Raw genomic sequence first — 16,290 nt, 5'->3', positions numbered from 1 at the left:
CCTCATTCTCAATTAAGCGCAGCGTCGACCAAACGGTCGTCCTGCCACAGCGGGAGGACGCCGGCGTAGGCATCAACCCGCATACAAAACTCAAAGTCTTGGCTGGCCTCTAGCGAGTTGAGCCGGCGGACGTGGGCTGATTGCAGTAGGTACGCTGGCAAATTGGTTTTGCCCTGCTGCCAGAGGTGCAGCGCCGCCAGGGTGGCATCGGAGCTGCTCACGTCGAAATCTGCTGCCAGCCGTTCGGCCAGCGCCCCGCCAAATACCGTGTCTTCCAGGCAAAACTGACCTTTCCAACCGGCGCACACCACCAGCACGTCGCGGCCTTGCTGGCGGGCAAAATCAGCCACGGCGGCTAAGTTCAGAAATGCCCCCACTACCACCGCTTCCGCGGCCAGGGAGCGCCGCAGGGCCGCCGTACCATTGGTGGTGCTGATGGTGAGGGCCCGCCCCCGCACTGGCCGACTGGCCTCCAAAAACCCAAACGGCGAGTTGCCCAGGTCAAAGCCCGCGGCGGGCAGGCCGTCGCGCTCGGCTGCAGTAAGGCAGCCGTGCTGCTGTCCGTAGGCTGTGCATTCTTCCAGCGACGCAACAGGGAAAACGTGCGTCACGCCCTCCCCCAGGGCCGTTACAATGGTGCTAGACGCCCGCAGAATGTCTACAATCACAGCTACCTGGCCGCGCAGGTCATACAGGGGCAGCAAGTCTGGCGAAAAGCAAATATCTAGCTTGGGCACTCCTGGAGTTATGAGTTTTGAGTTATGAGTGCTGAGTTTAGCGCTATGAGTTCAAGAATTATCTCACGACCAACTCAGCACTCATAATTCAAAACTCATAATTCTATTCGGCGCCTTTGGTCAGGGGCAGTTTGCTGACGGTAGCCGGCAGGTTTTTGCCGCGTATCTGCACAAAAATCTGGGTGCCGGGGGCAGAAAACTCCGTTTTCACGTAGCCCATGCCGATGCCTTTGCCGAGCGAAGGCGACTGCGTGCCGCTGGTGACGTCGCCGATTTTGTTGCCTTCGGCGTCTACCAGCTCGTAGTGGCCGCGCGGAATGCCAGTGCCATCCATGATAAAGGCCACGAGCTTTTTGCTAACCCCGGCCTCCTTCTGTTTTTTGAGGTTTTCGGCGTTGGTGAAGTCCTTGGTGAATTTGGTAATCCAGCCCAGGCCGGCTTCCAGGGGCGAGGTGGTGTCGTCGATGTCGTTGCCGTAGAGGGCAAAACCCATTTCGAGGCGGAGCGTGTCGCGGGCGCCCAGGCCGATGGGCTTGATGCCGTACGCCTGCCCAGCAATCATGATTTTATCCCAGACGTCGGCTGCGTGCTCGTTCGGAACATACAGCTCGAAGCCGCCGGCGCCGGTGTAGCCCGTGGCCGAAATGATGACATCGGGCGCGCCGGCAAAGGTGCCCTGCACGAAGGAGTAGTAGGGAATGCTGCTCAGGTCCACGTCCGTGAGGGGCTGCAGGGCGGCAATGGCCTTGGGGCCCTGCACAGCAAACAGGCTGGTGCGGTCGGAAATGTCTTCCATTTCCACGCCCTGGGTGTTGTGCTCCCGAATCCAGTTCCAGTCTTTTTCGATGTTGGAGGCATTCACGACCAGCATGTAGTCCTCATCGGCCAGCTTGTACACCAGCAGGTCGTCCACGATGCCGCCGGTGCGGTTGGGCAGGCAGGAATACTGGGCTTTGCCATCGGCGAGCTTGCTGGCGTCGTTGCTGGTCACGCGCTGAATCAGCTCCAGTGCGTGTGGGCCCCGCACCCGGAACTCGCCCATGTGCGACACGTCGAAAATGCCCACTGCGCGGCGCACCGTGTGGTGCTCGTCGAGGTCAGAGGAGTACCGCACCGGCATGTCGTAGCCGGCAAAGGGGACCATTTTAGCACCCAACTTGCGGTGCGTGTCGTTGAGGGTAACGGTTTTCAGGGAAACGGTCATAATAGTGACGGAGTAGCGGAGTGACGGAGTGGGAATGTACTTGGCGGTGCAAAGGTGCGGCAAAAAAGAAAAGCCGCTTCAGCTTGAAGCGGCTTTTCTTGGGCGGCGGCAAAAATGAGTGAGTCGCTCAGTCATTCTGCCGCTTAGTTACTCGCTACACGCGCACCATCCAGTTGTGCACGTCGGCACCTTCGCCGGTACGAATGGCATCAAGCGCCGCGCCCACGCGCTTGGAGAAGGCCGTTGGGCCAACCACGGGCAGCTCATAATCGTGGCCTTCGTGGCCAATGGTGGCAATGGGCGCAATTGTAGCTGCCGTACCGGCGCCGAAAGCTTCTTCCAGCTTGCCGGCTTTCAGGGCAGCTATTATCTCGTGGCTGCTCACTTTGCGCTCTTCCACGGTCAGGCCCATGTCGCGGGCCAGTTCCAGCACGCTGCGGCGCGTAACGCCGTCGAGGATGGAGGTACTCAAGGCGGGCGTTACCACCTTGCCGTCGATGACGAAAATGGCGTTCATCGTGCCCGATTCTTCCACGTACTGGTGCTCGGTGGCATCGGTCCAGATGAGCTGGTTGTAGCCTTCCTGCTGGGCCAGTTTGGTGGGGTACATGGCCGCGCCGTAGTTACCGGCGTTTTTGGCGTAGCCCGCGCCGCCGGGGGCGGCCCGCACGTACTTCTGCTCGAAGCGCACCCGCAGGGGCTTGTTGTAATACAGCCCCACGGGGCTGGTGAAAATCATGAAACGGTACGATTCCGAAGGCCGCACGCCGATGAAGCCATCGGTGGCAAACATGAAGGGCCGGATGTAGAGCGAGCTGCCGCTGCCCGTGGGCACCCAGGCCGAATCCAGGCGAATCAGCTCGCGCAGGCCTTGCATAAACAGTTCCTCGGGCACGGTGGGCATGCACATGCGCTCGGCCGAGGTGTTGAGGCGGGCCCAGTTGTCGAGGGGGCGAAACAGGGCAACTCCCCCATCGGCCTGGTGGTAAGCCTTCATGCCTTCAAAAATGGCCTGCCCGTAGTGCAGCGCCGAGTTTGCGGGGCTCACTGCCATGTTGCCGTAGGGCACTATCTGGGCTTCCTGCCACTCGCCATTGTGGTAATCCATGGCAAACATGTGGTCAGAAAACACCTTGCCGAACTCCAGGTTGGTAGGGTCGAGCTCGGCCAGGCGCGAGGCCGTGGTGCGCTGCGTGCTAATGGGGAGAATGTCAATCATAACGTTTAATTTCTGGGTACTGGTGGGTGGGATTTTCCGAGTACGGAAGTTGAAGGTAGGGTGGCTGAAATTATAAAATCTAAGGAAAGTTCGGTAGGAAAGGCAGCCGGCTAGCGCCGTGTAGTCAGGTTAAAACCAGCTCAATAATGCTGCAACCCCAACGGGGCTAGAGTCGTGCCTTCCAGGTTACTTCTTCTACGCCCAGTTCGTGGGCCATGTAGCGGCTGAGGACAAACAGGTAATCGGAGAGACGGTTCAGATACACCACCACCAGGTCGGCCACAAACGAGTCTTCGCTCAGGTGGATGACCATGCGCTCAGCCCGGCGGCACACGCAGCGGGCCACGTGGGCCTGGCTCACGGCGGGGTGCCCGCCCGGCAGAATAAAGGCGCGCAGCTCGGGCAGTTCGGCGTTCATACGGTCCATTTCGTCTTCCAGCAGCGTTACGTCGGCGGGGTGGAGGTCGGGCAGCTTCATCTTCGACTTCTCGGGGTCGGCGGCCAGGGCCGAGCCCATGGTGAAGAGCCGGTCCTGAATTTCCTTGAGCAGCGGCCGGCGGGCGGCGTTTACGTCCTGGTCGCGCACCAGCCCAATGTGCGAGTTCAGCTCGTCTACCGTGCCGTAGCATTCGATGCGCAAGCTGCTTTTCGGCACGCGGGTGCCCCCAATGAGGGAGGTCAGGCCCTGGTCGCCGGTCTTGGTATAGATTTTCATGACTTCCGGGATAAACGGTAGTTCCCCAGCTTAGCAAACAGGGAAGCGGCCGGCTTAATGGTTGGCTAGGGCGTGAACGCGCACTTCCTTGTTCACCTCATCCGACTCCAGCAAGCCGTCGCGCAGGCGCACAATGCGGTGGGCATAGCGGGCAATATCCTCCTCGTGCGTTACCATGATAATGGTGTTGCCTTTGGCGTACAGGGCCTCAAACAGGTCCATGATTTCGTGGCTGGTCTTGGAGTCGAGGGCACCGGTGGGTTCGTCGGCCAGCAGCACGCTGGGGCTGTTGACCAAGGCGCGGGCAATAGCCACGCGCTGGCGCTGGCCACCGCTGAGCTCGTTGGGCCGGTGCAGGGCGCGGTCGGCCAGGCCCACCGAGCGCAGGCTTTCCATGGCGCGCTCGTTGCGCTCGCGCTTGCCCAGGCCCGCGTAGATGAGGGGCAGCGCCACGTTGTCGAGGGCGCTGGCGCGGGGCAGCAGGTTGAAGCTTTGGAAGACGAAGCCGATTTCCTTGTTGCGCACTTCGGCCAGCTGGTTGTCGCTCATGCGGCTGACGTCCTGGCCATTGAGAATGTACTGGCCGCTGGACGGCGTATCGAGGCAGCCGATGATGTTCATCAGCGTAGACTTGCCCGAGCCCGAGGGGCCCATGAACGCCACGTACTCGCCGCGCGGAATCTGGATGGTAATCGAGCGCAAGGCATGGATTACCTCCGCACCCATGACGTAGGTTTTGGCGATGGCCGTGGTCTCAATTACGTTCGCGTTCATGGCACAAAGGTCTTATTGCAGAGGTGGGGAAGCCGGCGCCTCGGGGAAAGATGCCTGCCGGGCCGCGCGGGCTGCTTGGTGGGCCGCGTAGTCAGCAGCTAAAGTAGCATACGTAGCTGGAGACAGCCGCTTGCGCAGTTGAGCCAAGGCGTCGGTGGCATATTCGGTCAGCCCGGCGTCGGCCGCCGCCAGCACGCATGCCCCCAACAGCGGCAGCGAGCCAGGGTTTTCGTTGAGGCCGGCGCGTAGGGCTTCGTAGGCCGCCGCGTACTCGTGGCGGCGCGTGTGGAAGGCCGCCGCCGCTATAATGGCGGGCTCATTAAAGGGCGCCTCGCGCACGATGCGCTGGTAGTCGGTCCGGGCAATGACTACGCCGTTGGGCTGCTGCTCTACCCGCTGCGCCTCACTCAGCCAGTCGTCGCCCACCCGCCGCAGGGTCGTTGGGCTGGCCGCTAGATTTCCGGCTGCCAATTGCTGCTGGGCCTGGCGCCCCTGCTCTCGCAGCGCCGAATCAGGAGAAGCCACCAGTTGGGCCGCTACGGCCCGCGCCGAGTCCATCTGCCCACTCAGGGCCAGCGCGTAGAACCGGGCGCTACGGGCCGTGGTCACACCATTGGCCGCGGCGTAGCCCAATTGATCGGCGGCCGTGGCGTATTGGCCTTGCTGCAACTGCCACATTCCCAGCAGCTGCTGGTAGTAACCGGCCGTGGCCGTGGTGCCTGAGGCCAAAGGCAGCAGCCGCTGCCGGGCGGCCCGCTCCTGCCCCACAGCGTGCAAGGCCAGCGCCTGCAGAAACTCCAGCTGCTCGTAGTACGAAGCGTTGGCCTCGCGAGCCGCCAGCTGGGCCAGCGGCGCTACCATCGCGCTGGTGAGCCGGTTGTTTTGCTGCCCGATGCTCACCAGCACCCAATGGTACAGCTGGGCAAAACTGGCGTCGTCCAGCACCATCAGCTTAGGGTCGGGAGCTACGTGCTTCTGGTCGGGCCCGAGGGCCGCCCGCAGCTGGGCAGGCGTAGTGGCCGCGCGCAGCTGCAAAAGCAAGTAATTGCTGGCCAGCGCTGGCTCCTGGTCCCGCACCCGGAGCTTGCCGCTCACCCGCTTGGCTTCCTCCAGCAAATTCTGGCTCAACAAAAACCCCAGCTGGTTGGTCTGGCTGGCGTAGCTGCCGGGCGCCAGCTGCTCGGTCTTATCCAGGTAGTAGGCGACCGAATCCGTGAGGGACGTTTGGGTGAAAAGTTGAGCTAAATCGCCGGCCAGGGTCGCGCTGTGCGGCTGCGCTTTCAGCCCGCGCCGCAGCACTTCCAGCCCCTCAAACAAGTCGCCGGGCTCGTTAAACAGCGAGGCCAGCCGCACCGATACTTTCTCGTTGGGCTCGCGGAGCAGGGCGCGGCGCAGGGCGTTGATTTCGTTTTGGCGCTGCGCCCGGAAGCGGTAGAGCGCCGCCCGGCCCAACTGCGCGTGCAGGTTGGAGCGGTAAAGCACGTCGCCGCTTTCGGCGTAGTAGCGTTCGGCCAGCAGGGCCAGGCCCATATCGTCGGGCTGAGCTTCGCTTTGCTGGCGGGTCAGGTCGCCGAGGTTGTTGTATTGGGCGGCCTGCACCTGGTCGGGCAAGGTCAGGTTTTGGCGCGTCTGGATGATGGCGATGCTGCCCACCGCCAGAATGTACACGGTATAGAACGGCAGCCGCCGGGGCTCAAACACCACGCGGTACACACGCAGCCTCTGCCGGATGAGCGGCATAAAATTGATGAGCACATACACCCAGAATGCCCCGCCCAGCAGCAAAAACGCCAGGCCGGTGAAATTCCGGGCCGCTACCAGCAAGGGCGTATTGGCCGTGGCAAAGGCATAAGCCAACGCCCCAGCGGCCCCCATTACCAGTATCGGATAAAGTTGAGCTGCGCCCCGGGCGTAAGGCACCCACTGGGCATAGCTGGGCGCGCGCAGGCGCAGGCCCAGCCCTGCCGTGAGCACCGCAGGCAGCAGCAGTACCAGTGGGTCCAGGGCCACCCCGGGAAAGAGCTGTAGCGCGCCATCGTTCCACACATACAGAAGCAAAGCGCCCAAGTAGAGCAGGCTGGCCACCAAAAACGGCCCCAGCCCAAACCGGCTGGCCGGCTGCTCGGCTTGGGTATTGAACCACAGCAGGGCGCGGATATTCTCCACTCCCACCCACAGCACCAGCAGCGCCACCAGCACTGCGCCGCCCGGCGTGGCATAAGCAGCCATTTGCAAGGCCGTTTCCACCGGCGGCAGCTGGCTTTGGGCAAACAATATCAGACTCAGCCCGGCCACTATCACGCCCATCACCACGTAGCGCCAGCGCAACGACAACGACTCCGCAAACGCGTGCAGCCCAAAGGCCGCCCCGCCCACCAGGCCGAGCATCAGGTACAGGAAATATCGCTCCCCGGTGTTAAAAACCCCCAGCGACTCGGTATTGAGCGAAAGCAGCAGGAAAATCACCGGCACCATGCCCACCACAAAGGCCGTGCGGCTCAGGGTGCTCACCACAGCCACCCAGCCCGCCAGCCCCACGGCCAGCAGCACTAGGAAGAGAGCCGCCACTCCTGGCTGCGTGAACGGCCCGTCCACGTTGTGGGTCAGGCTTAGGATAAAGCCGCTGGCCTGCACCGGCAAACGCACGGGCCCGGCCGCCACGGCATCCAGCGTAAGCGGAATAGCTTGCAGGTGTGGCACCAGGCGCATGGGCAGCGCGCCAGATTCTCCCGTGAAGTAGTAAAACACGGCCAGCCCCACGGCTAGCGTAGCCAGCACCCCCAGAAAACTGTGCCGCCAGGCGGGGTTCGAAAGCAGTTTCGTGGCCAACTACTCCAGCACTTTGGGCACCCGGAAGTAGTCCGAGTCCTTGCGGGGCGCGTTGCGCAGGCCATCCTGGTGGCTCACGGTGTTGCGGGCTTCGTCGTCGCGCAGCACGTTTACTTCCTGCGAAAGGTGCACCAATGGCTCCACGCCGGTGGTGTCCAGGCCTTCGAGCTGGGCTACGAAATCGAGGATGTTGTTCAGGTCGGCCAGCATTTGCTGCTCGCGGGTTGCGTCGAATTCGAGGCGGGCCAAATGGGCCAGGCCGCGCAGGGTGCCAATGTCAGTACTCAAGGGAGTTGCAGAATAATAATTTGTAAATCAGGAATGGGCGGACTGCGGCTGTTGCGAAGACGCACTGCCGGACGGTGCCCGCCAGGTGCTCGGCCCGGGCTTTACGGCGCCCTCGGGCAAAAAATCGCCCGCCAGCTGCGCCGCCACTTGCTGCTTCAGCGCCGGGATATCGGCCAGCGTGAGCCCAACCGTGGGGATAGGTGGATGAAACACAATTTTGAGCCGGTGGTACCGCACGCGCAGGCCTTTTTCCACATCGGGCATAAACATGTGGTTCAGGGGCATGCCCACCGGCACCAGTGGCACGCCCGCCTCAATGGCCATCTGGAAGGCGCCGTCCAGCAAGGGCAGCAGCTCTTTGCCGGGCTTGGGCGAAATGCGGCCTTCGGCGAAAATGGCGATGCTCTTGCCCTCGGCCAGGGTGCGGCGGGCCTCCACCATGGCGCGGCCCCGGCTCACGGCGCTCGTGCGGTCCACGGTAATGTAGACCCGGCCAAAAATCGGTCCCCAGACCGGCACCCGCGCCAACGACGCCTTGCCCATCATCTGCAGAAAGCCCGGGATGTACTTGAACAGCATCATGATGTCGATGTAGGAGCCGTGGTTGGCCACATACACGCAAGGCTGGGGATAGGGAACTGGGCTTTCGCACACCACCTCCACCGGCACGCCCCACATGGTAATGGAGAGCTTCGACCAGAACCGGTTCAGGGCATGCACCACCCCCTCACCGCCCGGGCGCCGGCTAAAAAACCACTGCACCGGGTACGTAAGCACAAACGGCACCAGGAACCAGAACGTGGCCCAGGTGGTGTACAGACGATGGCCGAGGTAACGAAGCAGGTGGCGCATGCCAGCAAAGTTAGGGGATGGCGGGGTTGGCATAATGAAGTACGAGCCGGCCAGCCTCCCTCCCTTCCGTGAAGCTTGCCGGCCAATCGCGGCCTCTTAGCTCAATTACGGGCGGCGTTGGGCCAACACCTTCTCGGCCTTGAGCAAGCCCGCTACGCTAATGCCGTCGGTGATGCGGTCGTCCATCACCATGCGCACGGCTTCGGCCAGGGGCAGCTTCCAGAGGCGCAGGTCTTCGGTTTCTTCCGGCTCCACTTCGCCGTGGGTCAGGCCTTCGGCCAAGTACACAAACCCTTCTTCGTCGGTTACGGAGTTAGAGGTGTGCAGCCGGGCAATGCGCGTCCAGTGCGCGGCCGTCAGGCCGGTTTCTTCCTTCAGCTCGCGTTGAGCCGATTCCAGCACGTCGTGCTCCAGCAATCCCCCGCCCATCGGAATCTCCCAGCTGTACTCGTTCAGCGGGTAGCGGTATTGGCCCACCAGCCAGGTGTTGCCCTCGGCATCGACGGGAATAATGCCGATGGCTTTATTGCGCATGCTCACCACGCCGTAGATGCCGCGCCCGCCGCCGGGGTTCAGCACCTGGTCTTCGCGCACCGAAATCCAGGCGTTGCGGTACTTCACCTCCGTGCTCAGGGTTTGCCAGGGGTTGTGGGTTTCGTCGAAATCAGGCACGGCAGTAAGAGCGGATAGAGAGAAAATAAGCGTAAGCCTCCGCAAAATTACGCGCTGTGAGGCAACCGCTAACTGGCCAAAACGGCGGAATTTCCGGCCATCCGCGGGGCCAATTCTGCCGTTGGCCGGCTAAACTGTGGCATTGGCCCAAAATTCTTTGCGCTACCGCCTCCAAATCTTGTATCTTTGAACCATAAGTACCCCCGCACGGGCTGGAAATGTGGAAAGGAAGGACCTCTCGTGCGGCGGCGTTCTGGTTGAACAGGTGGGGTAGACACCTCTAAACCAGACCCGCCACTTTAAGGCCACCGCACTTGTGCGGTGGCCTTTTTGTTTGCCAGGGGTAGCTCAACCACGCGCTACAGCGTAACCTGTTGTTTGTAGAAGCGGTGCGAATGTGCTTTCAACCCTAACCGGTGCTCCACCGTACCATTTACTCCGGCTGCCCACATTCCAGCCGGCCCCTATCCCATGGCTCAGTCCAAGTCCAAATCCAATCAGAATTCTGATTCCAACGAGCACGACCCCCTCTTCAACCTCAAGCACGCCCAGGCCGAAGCCGACCTGGAGCAGAAGACCCAGGGCCTGGGCCCCGTCACCAACGAATACCTGACCACCGACGAAGACAGCGAGATTGACGAAGGCCCCCGCGACAGCCAGGGCTTCCGCCGCGGCGAAAACAACGCTCCCATAGAAGGCAGCAGCGCCGGCGACCACAAGTAAGATTCCCCGATACTTTTCCGACGCCCGGGCGGCCGCCTCTACTGCGGCCGCCCGGGCGTTTGCGTTAGGCCAACGGCGGGGGCACGACCCGGGACTATTTTTGCGCACTTATGTCACTTTTAGCTAGCCACAGCGGGCACTTCCTCGAAGCCGGCCTCGACGAAGCGGGGCGCGGCTGCCTGGCCGGGCCCGTGTTTGCGGCGGCCGTCATCCTGCCGCCCGACTTCAGCCCCCGCTTCCTCAACGACTCCAAGCAGCTCACGGCCAAACGGCGCGAAGCCCTGCGCCCCGAAATCTGCGCCGAAGCCGTGGCCTGGGCCGTGGGGCAAGCATCGGTGGAGGAAATTGGCAGCCTCAACATTGCCCAGGCCAGCTATCTGGCCATGCACCGGGCCGTGGCCGCCCTGCCCGTGGTGCCCGAGCACTTGCTGGTCGATGGCAACCGGTTTCGGCCGCTGGTCGGCTTCTCTCACACCTGCATCATTGGGGGCGATGGCCTCTACCGCAGCATTGCCGCCGCTTCCATCCTTGCCAAGACGTTCCGCGACGAACACATGGAGGCCCTGGCGGCCGAATACCCGGCCTATGGCTGGACCCAGAACGCGGGCTACCCTACCCAGAGCCACCGGGCCGCCATTCTGGCGCACGGGCCCACCCCACACCACCGCATGGGGTTTCGGCTGCTGTAGCAGCGAAATTGGGCTAAGCAGGCGATGCCTAATCCTTCAGTTTAAGCAGGTCCAAAAACAGGCTAAAGCCATCGACGCTGGTGCCGCCTTCGCCGAAGGTATCAAAGCTCAGGGGCTTGATGATGTAGCCACTTACGGCAAGCTGCTGCGCCTTCAGTCGTTCCGATTCCAGGTCCGAGGTCGTCATGATAAAGACGTTCAGCCCAACAAACTCGGGGTCGGAACGCAGGGTTTCGAGCAGCTCTAGGCCGTTCATGCGGGGCATGTTGATGTCGAGCATCACCACGCTGGGCTTGGCAATTTTGGGTTCCGAGCCTTCGCCGCGCAGCATTTTGAGGGCATCGCGCCCGTTGCGGGCCAGCAGCAGGGGCACGTTGATGTTTTGGCGGCGCAACTCGCGTTGCACGTTCATGACGTCCATCTGGTCGTCTTCCACGAGCAGAATGCTGGGCGTGGGATAATCGGCGGACATAGGCTTAGCAATTTTCAACCGCGGGAATATGCCCGCAAAAGCAGCTCCGGGCTGCCCTTAGTTAGGAAGTGGTACGGCAGAAGGGGGCACGGCGGCCATGGCCGGTGCCGCGGGCTTGGCTTTGGGTGGGTGCTTGGGCCAGGTAAAAATGAACTTAGCGCCTTGGCCCTCCGCCGATTTCACCCCAATACGGCCGCCCTGGCGCTCCACAATTTTTTTCACAATGGCCAGCCCCACGCCCGTGCTTTCCAGGGTATCCCGTTCGGTCAGGGTCTGGAAAATAACGAAAATACGGTCGTGGTAATCCGGGTCAATTCCGGGGCCGTCGTCGGCCACTGAAAACAGGTAGAATTCGCCCGCGTCGTCGCAGCCAATGTGCACGGTGCCGGACTCGGGGTGGTCGTGGTACTTGAGGGCATTGCTGATGAGGTTGGCAAACACCTGCTGCAGCTGCACGGCATTGGTGGTGAGCGTGGGCAGGAAAAACGGCAGCTCCACGTTGAAGCCCGGGGGCGGGTTGAGCGAATCAATGACTTCGCGCAGCAGCGACCGCACAAATACCGTTTCATCGGCCTGGGCCACCCGGCCCACGCGGGCCAGGTCCAGAATGCCGGTGATGAGCTTCTCCATGCGGTGCACCCGCTGGCGCATCATGCCCAAAAACTCCCGGATGTGCTCCGGCAGGGCGTCCTTCCCCATGTCTTCTTCAATCCAGCGCGAAGCACTTTCGATGCCGCGGAGTGGTGCCTTCAGGTCGTGCGACACCACGTAGGCAAACTGGTCTAGCTCCTGGTTGCGGCTTTCGAGCTGTCGGATGTTGGCGCCCACCGTGCGGGCCATCACGTTGAGCGCCGAGGTGAGCTCGCTCACCTCGTCCTGCTCCGTGTCCACAATCTGGCTGTTGTAGTCCCCACCGGCCATGCGCCGGGCCAAGTCCAGCATGCTGCGCAGGCGCCGGGCAAACACCCGCACGATGTACACCGCCCAGAGCAGCCCTAGTATCAGCGCGGCCGCGGCCAGGCCGGCCGAAAGCCACTGCGCCCGCCCAATGCTGTCGTCGAGCCGCTGGCGCAGCTGCTGGCGGATAAGGGCTTCGCGGCGCTCAAAAGCCGCGAGCCGCTCCCGAATGTTGTCCATCACCTGCTTGCCGGTCAGTCCTTCCGTAAGGCGTCGGTGCGGCAGTCCTTCCAGCCCGCTCTGCCGAGCGTTGCGGCGGCGGGCTTCGCGCTTTTCGGCCACCAGCAAATGGCTGTACCCAGCCCACTGCTGAAACAGCCGCTGGGTCTGGTCAATCAGCTCAACCTGGTCGGGCGACTCCGTGACCAGGGCCCGCAACTGTGCAAACCGGCCTATGAGCTGCCGCTCGCCCTCGTAGTAGGGCGCCAGGGTGCGCTCGTTGCCGATGAGCAGGTAGCCCCGAAACCCGGTTTCCATGTCAATAATATGGCGCAGTAACGTCGATGCATCATTCGAAATGCGCTGGGAGGCTTCTACTTTCCGCGCGTTTTGTACTACCTGCCCGGCCAGCTGGTAGTAGAAAAGCACCACCACCGAAAAGAGCGCCAGCAATAAGACAAACCCGGCAAATAGCTTAGTAGTAAGCGTGATTTTCATGCTGCTGTACCGTCAAATTATCAGGCCTCGGTACGCAGCTTCGCCTCCATAGTTTGCAGCAGACCCACCATTTCGTCAGCCAACTCCTGCAGGGGGCCAAATCCGGTGAGGGCTTCATCGGCGCGGCCGGCTTGGTAAAGGTCAATCAGACGGCTTGCTTCGCGGTGCATCCGCACGTGCTCCTGGTCGAACCGGCGGGCTTCGGGCAGGTGGGCATACGGGCCGCTGCCGCGTAGTTGGCTGGTTATCCACTGCCCCAGGCTACACAGTTCGGGGTCGCGCAGCAATTCTTCGTCGCCTCCATTCCCAAACAGAAACGAACGCAGCCGGCTTTTAAAATGCACGTGCCTAATGCGGGCCGATTCAAAGTCCTGTTTTAGCTCTTGGCTATTCATGTACAAATTAAAGTAGCTTAGACTTTAAAACAGCGCGAACCCAGAATTGTGAGGCCGCAGCGGAAGTTTAATCGGCTGGCCCAACCCCGCGCTCGGGTTTCCCGAATGTCCGCCCGGCTGCAGCAGGCGGCCTGCCGCCCCAGAATATGGTACTTTCGCGCTTTAGCGGGCCACTCCGAAAGCGGACCGACTTATCGGGAAGCCTTTTAGGGCATCCCTTTCTTATCCATTTTCCCACCATGACCCAAGACCAGATAAAGGACTTGAAGGGCCGCGCCGAGGCCCTGAGGAGGTATCTTTGACTACGATACCCGTAAAACACAAATAGCTGCAGCCGAGGCGCAAACCGTGGCCCCGGGCTTCTGGGACGACTCCAAAGCCGCCGAGGCCACCCTGCGCGAAATCAAGGCCATCAAGACCTGGACCGACGAGTACGACGCCGTGCAACAGGCCCTGGCCGACACCGAGGTGCTGTTCGACTTCTACAAAGAAGGCGATGTGCCCGAGGCCGAGATGCAAGCCGACTACGACGCCACTACGAAGAAAGTGGAAGAGCTGGAGTTTAAGCGCATGCTCTCTGATGAGGAAGACCAGCTCTCGGCCATCATCGACATCAACCCCGGCGCCGGCGGCACCGAAAGCCAGGACTGGGCCGAAATGCTCATGCGCATGTACATCATGTGGGCCGAACGGCACGGCTTTGGCGTGCGCCAAATCAGCTACCAGCCCGGCGAAGGGGCCGGCATCAAGTCGGCGTCGTTGGAAATCGACGGGGACTTTGCCTACGGCTACCTCAAAAGCGAAATCGGCGTGCACCGGCTGGTGCGCATGTCGCCCTTCGACAGCAGCGGCCGGCGCCACACGTCGTTCGCGTCGGTGTTTGCCTATCCGGTGATTGATGACACCATCACCATCGACATCAACCCCGCCGACATCTCCTGGGATACCTTCCGGGCCGGCGGCGCGGGTGGCCAGAACGTGAACAAAGTGGAAACGGCCGTGCGCCTGACCCACGCGCCTTCCGGCATCATCATCGCCGTGCAGATTGAGCGCAGCCAGCTCATGAACAAGGAGCACGCCCTGCGCATGCTCAAGTCGCGCCTCTACCAGATTGAGATGGACAAGCGCCACGCCGAGCGCGACAAGGTAGAAGCCACCAAGAAGCGCATCGACTTTGGCTCGCAGATTCGCAACTACGTGCTGCACCCCTACAAGCTCATCAAGGACCTGCGCACCGGCATCGAGCGCACCGACGTGCAGAACGTGCTCGACGGCGACCTCGACGAATACATCAAGGCATTTTTGATGCAGAGCTAGCCCAATAACGGCGAACGCACTCGCTGTCCGCTGGCCGTTTTAGCTCAACAAAAAAGGGCTGCCCGATTGGGCAGCCCTTTTTGTAATCTATTGGGATGGTTAATCCATCTGCCAGAAGATTTTCGTGAATTGCGTCACGCCAGCAGGAATGTTGGCCTGGTTGGTGCTCACTTCCGACTGAGGATAGAACAGACGCTTGGGCAGCGGATTGGCACCGCGCTGCAGCGAGAGCTTGATACGTGGCAGCCCCGTACGACGGAGGTCGTCCAATGCCTCAGTAGCCGCGATGGTGTTCTCGGCCAAATACTTCTGGTAAAGAATCTTCTCTTGCGCAGTGACAACGCGAGGAGTTGTCAGCGGAGTCGTTTGCGGGTCCGTTCCTTCAGGCACCGTTGTAGTAGGAGCGTCGTAGTTCACTAGACCATTGGTGAGGTTGACGGTAGCGGTGATGTAGGAATTGTACTGCGCAATGCCCGGCAAATTAGCCGAAGTAGCCGAAGCCAGGGTTGCGGGAGCAGTAGTAGCGTCGCGGAAGGTGGTCACGAACGAAGACTTGATGCCGTCATTGAAGTCCTGCTTGGCATCGGCTGAGGCGCCAAACAAGGCACGGGCCTCCAGCTCTGCTTTGTTGAACAAGTGTTCGGACAACAGCATTAGCACCGTGGGGGCGGTTGCGGCGCGCAGGAAGGTACCACCCTGCAGAAAACGCGAGCCTACCGTCTGGCAACCGCAATCGCCAGCGCTAAACTGAGGAGGCGTTCCTTCACCCAGGTCAGTTCCAACATAAGCCGGCGTGGCGTGGGTCGGGTCAGCAGCCCCATTGTTGCGCTGGCCGCGACGATACAATTGCGCGATGCGCGCGTCGGCATTTGACTCGTACTGACGGATGATGTAGTTCGTGGGTACAATAAAGTTATATTCCGACTGCGCCCGGGTTGCGCCAGGAGCGAAACCATAACGGTCATAGAACGGGTTCTGTTGGTTGGTGTTAGCCGTATAGGTAGGCTGCACCACAACGTCGCGGTCGATGAATCCACCACCGGTGGGGGTTGCGGCCTGGGTCTGCAGAGCTGCTAACTCGGTCTTAACATAGGAATTCAGCGCTGCGTTATTCGTCGAGGACTGACGCAACAGAATGCGCATGCGGAGGCTGTTGGCAAACGCCTTCCACCGGGTCATGCTGCCATTGAACACCACGTCCTCTACGCCCACGGCCAAAGACCCGGCAGGTACGCTGTTAATGTCATCCACCGCGCCTTTGAGCTGAACCACGAAGTCCTTGTAGATGTCCTCGGCCTTGTCATATTTAGGCGTCGTATTCCCAAGGCCTTTCAGGGCCTGCGTGTACGGAATGTCCCCGAACTGGTCAACCAGCAGCAGGTAGTTGTACACCTTCATAATACGGGCAATAGCCGCGTGGTTAGGATGGGTCGTAGCACCGTTGCGCTGAATGAGTTCGTAGTCGTTGAGGTTGTCGTAAGTAGCGTTGAACAACGTCTGGTTGTAGGTATTGTTGTAGACGTATGTTCGCTCGGGCGAGAAGCCGCTAACCGTACCCGACTTGCCCCAGTAGCCGGCCGCAAAGCTGGCGTAGGTGTTGTAGTTGTTGCCATTAGCCACGCCGCCCGTGTAGTTGGCAGCTGTGGTAACCAAGGCATTGGCCAACAAGGCGTCGGGTGTTACCGATGTGGGCGTGTTGGGGTTTTCGTTGACGTCGAGAAACTTCTCGCAACCTGTTGTCGCGGTTGTAAGAGCCGCCGCAATCAGAACTTTAAAAAGTGCTTTCATGG

16 protein-coding genes are annotated in these 16,290 nt (G+C 61.3%); 3 read left to right on the top strand and 13 right to left on the bottom strand.

From position 1 onward, the window contains the following. Positions 1 to 8: 8 nt before the first annotated feature. The 9 genes from AUC43_RS10385 to AUC43_RS10345 form a co-directional block, all read right to left on the bottom strand. Complete coding sequence (locus AUC43_RS10385; RefSeq protein ID WP_068192792.1) at positions 9 to 737, bottom strand: 2-phosphosulfolactate phosphatase; 729 nt, start codon at positions 735 to 737, stop codon at positions 9 to 11. A 103-nt stretch (positions 738 to 840) separates the two neighbouring features. Beyond that, positions 841 to 1,941: a glycine cleavage system aminomethyltransferase GcvT gene (gene gcvT, locus AUC43_RS10380; protein WP_199243432.1), complete on the bottom strand. Its 1,101-nt coding sequence runs from the start codon at positions 1,939 to 1,941 to the stop codon at positions 841 to 843. Between the two features lie 154 nt (positions 1,942 to 2,095). Further along, the gene (locus AUC43_RS10375) at positions 2,096 to 3,160 is read right to left on the bottom strand and encodes a branched-chain amino acid aminotransferase (protein ID WP_068192789.1); all 1,065 of its coding nucleotides are present in this window, start codon (positions 3,158 to 3,160) and stop codon (positions 2,096 to 2,098) included. A gap of 166 nt (positions 3,161 to 3,326) precedes the next feature. Then, entirely contained in the window at positions 3,327 to 3,875 is a 549-nt protein-coding gene (locus AUC43_RS10370; RefSeq protein WP_068192786.1) for a cob(I)yrinic acid a,c-diamide adenosyltransferase, read from the bottom strand. Between the two features lie 54 nt (positions 3,876 to 3,929). Beyond that, positions 3,930 to 4,649 (bottom strand): ABC transporter ATP-binding protein, encoded by a 720-nt coding sequence (locus tag AUC43_RS10365; protein WP_068192783.1) that lies wholly within the window; start codon positions 4,647 to 4,649, stop codon positions 3,930 to 3,932. Between the two features lie 12 nt (positions 4,650 to 4,661). Next, a complete protein-coding gene (locus AUC43_RS10360; RefSeq protein WP_157781031.1) occupies positions 4,662 to 7,427 on the bottom strand; it encodes a tetratricopeptide repeat protein in 2,766 nt (921 codons plus the stop codon). A 51-nt stretch (positions 7,428 to 7,478) separates the two neighbouring features. Next, positions 7,479 to 7,766, bottom strand: a complete 288-nt coding sequence (gene gatC / locus AUC43_RS10355; protein ID WP_068192777.1) for an Asp-tRNA(Asn)/Glu-tRNA(Gln) amidotransferase subunit GatC — start codon at positions 7,764 to 7,766, stop codon at positions 7,479 to 7,481. Between the two features lie 27 nt (positions 7,767 to 7,793). Beyond that, complete coding sequence (locus AUC43_RS10350; RefSeq protein WP_068192775.1) at positions 7,794 to 8,618, bottom strand: lysophospholipid acyltransferase family protein; 825 nt, start codon at positions 8,616 to 8,618, stop codon at positions 7,794 to 7,796. Between the two features lie 105 nt (positions 8,619 to 8,723). Beyond that, complete coding sequence (locus AUC43_RS10345; RefSeq protein WP_068192772.1) at positions 8,724 to 9,290, bottom strand: NUDIX domain-containing protein; 567 nt, start codon at positions 9,288 to 9,290, stop codon at positions 8,724 to 8,726. A 471-nt stretch (positions 9,291 to 9,761) separates the two neighbouring features. Here AUC43_RS10345 and AUC43_RS10340 point away from each other — a divergent pair, with 471 nt between their 5' ends. Further along, on the top strand, positions 9,762 to 10,013 hold the full coding sequence (locus AUC43_RS10340; protein ID WP_068192769.1) for a hypothetical protein: 252 nt from the start codon (positions 9,762 to 9,764) through the stop codon (positions 10,011 to 10,013). A 110-nt stretch (positions 10,014 to 10,123) separates the two neighbouring features. After that, positions 10,124 to 10,702, top strand: coding sequence for a ribonuclease HII (locus tag AUC43_RS10335; RefSeq protein WP_068192765.1), 579 nt, complete (start codon positions 10,124 to 10,126; stop codon positions 10,700 to 10,702). Between the two features lie 28 nt (positions 10,703 to 10,730). Here the strand turns inward: AUC43_RS10335 and AUC43_RS10330 are convergent, their stop codons facing one another. From AUC43_RS10330 to AUC43_RS10320, 3 genes are read right to left on the bottom strand one after another with little or no spacing between them, the layout of a single operon-like run. Then, positions 10,731 to 11,174 (bottom strand): response regulator, encoded by a 444-nt coding sequence (locus AUC43_RS10330; protein WP_068198479.1) that lies wholly within the window; start codon positions 11,172 to 11,174, stop codon positions 10,731 to 10,733. A 57-nt stretch (positions 11,175 to 11,231) separates the two neighbouring features. Continuing rightward, entirely contained in the window at positions 11,232 to 12,788 is a 1,557-nt protein-coding gene (locus AUC43_RS10325; RefSeq protein ID WP_068192762.1) for a sensor histidine kinase, read from the bottom strand. 20 nt (positions 12,789 to 12,808) lie between these two features. Then, positions 12,809 to 13,183: a CZB domain-containing protein gene (locus AUC43_RS10320; RefSeq protein ID WP_068192760.1), complete on the bottom strand. Its 375-nt coding sequence runs from the start codon at positions 13,181 to 13,183 to the stop codon at positions 12,809 to 12,811. Between the two features lie 239 nt (positions 13,184 to 13,422). On the opposite strand from AUC43_RS10320, the gene prfB reads away from it, so the two are divergent. Further along, positions 13,423 to 14,500 (top strand): peptide chain release factor 2 gene (gene prfB, locus AUC43_RS10315; RefSeq protein WP_099092893.1). Its coding sequence is split into 2 segments (ribosomal slippage): positions 13,423 to 13,482 and positions 13,484 to 14,500, totalling 1,077 coding nucleotides; the frame shifts between segments, so codons are not numbered across the junction. A 99-nt stretch (positions 14,501 to 14,599) separates the two neighbouring features. Here prfB and AUC43_RS10310 read toward each other — a convergent pair. Continuing rightward, positions 14,600 to 16,288, bottom strand: coding sequence for a SusD/RagB family nutrient-binding outer membrane lipoprotein (locus tag AUC43_RS10310; RefSeq protein ID WP_071885871.1), 1,689 nt, complete (start codon positions 16,286 to 16,288; stop codon positions 14,600 to 14,602). Positions 16,289 to 16,290: the final 2 nt, after the last annotated feature.

Source organism: Hymenobacter sedentarius, from assembly GCF_001507645.1.
In the GTDB taxonomy this organism is placed as follows: Bacteria; Bacteroidota; Bacteroidia; order Cytophagales; family Hymenobacteraceae; genus Hymenobacter; species Hymenobacter sedentarius.
This window is presented reverse-complemented; position numbering and strand designations above follow the sequence as displayed.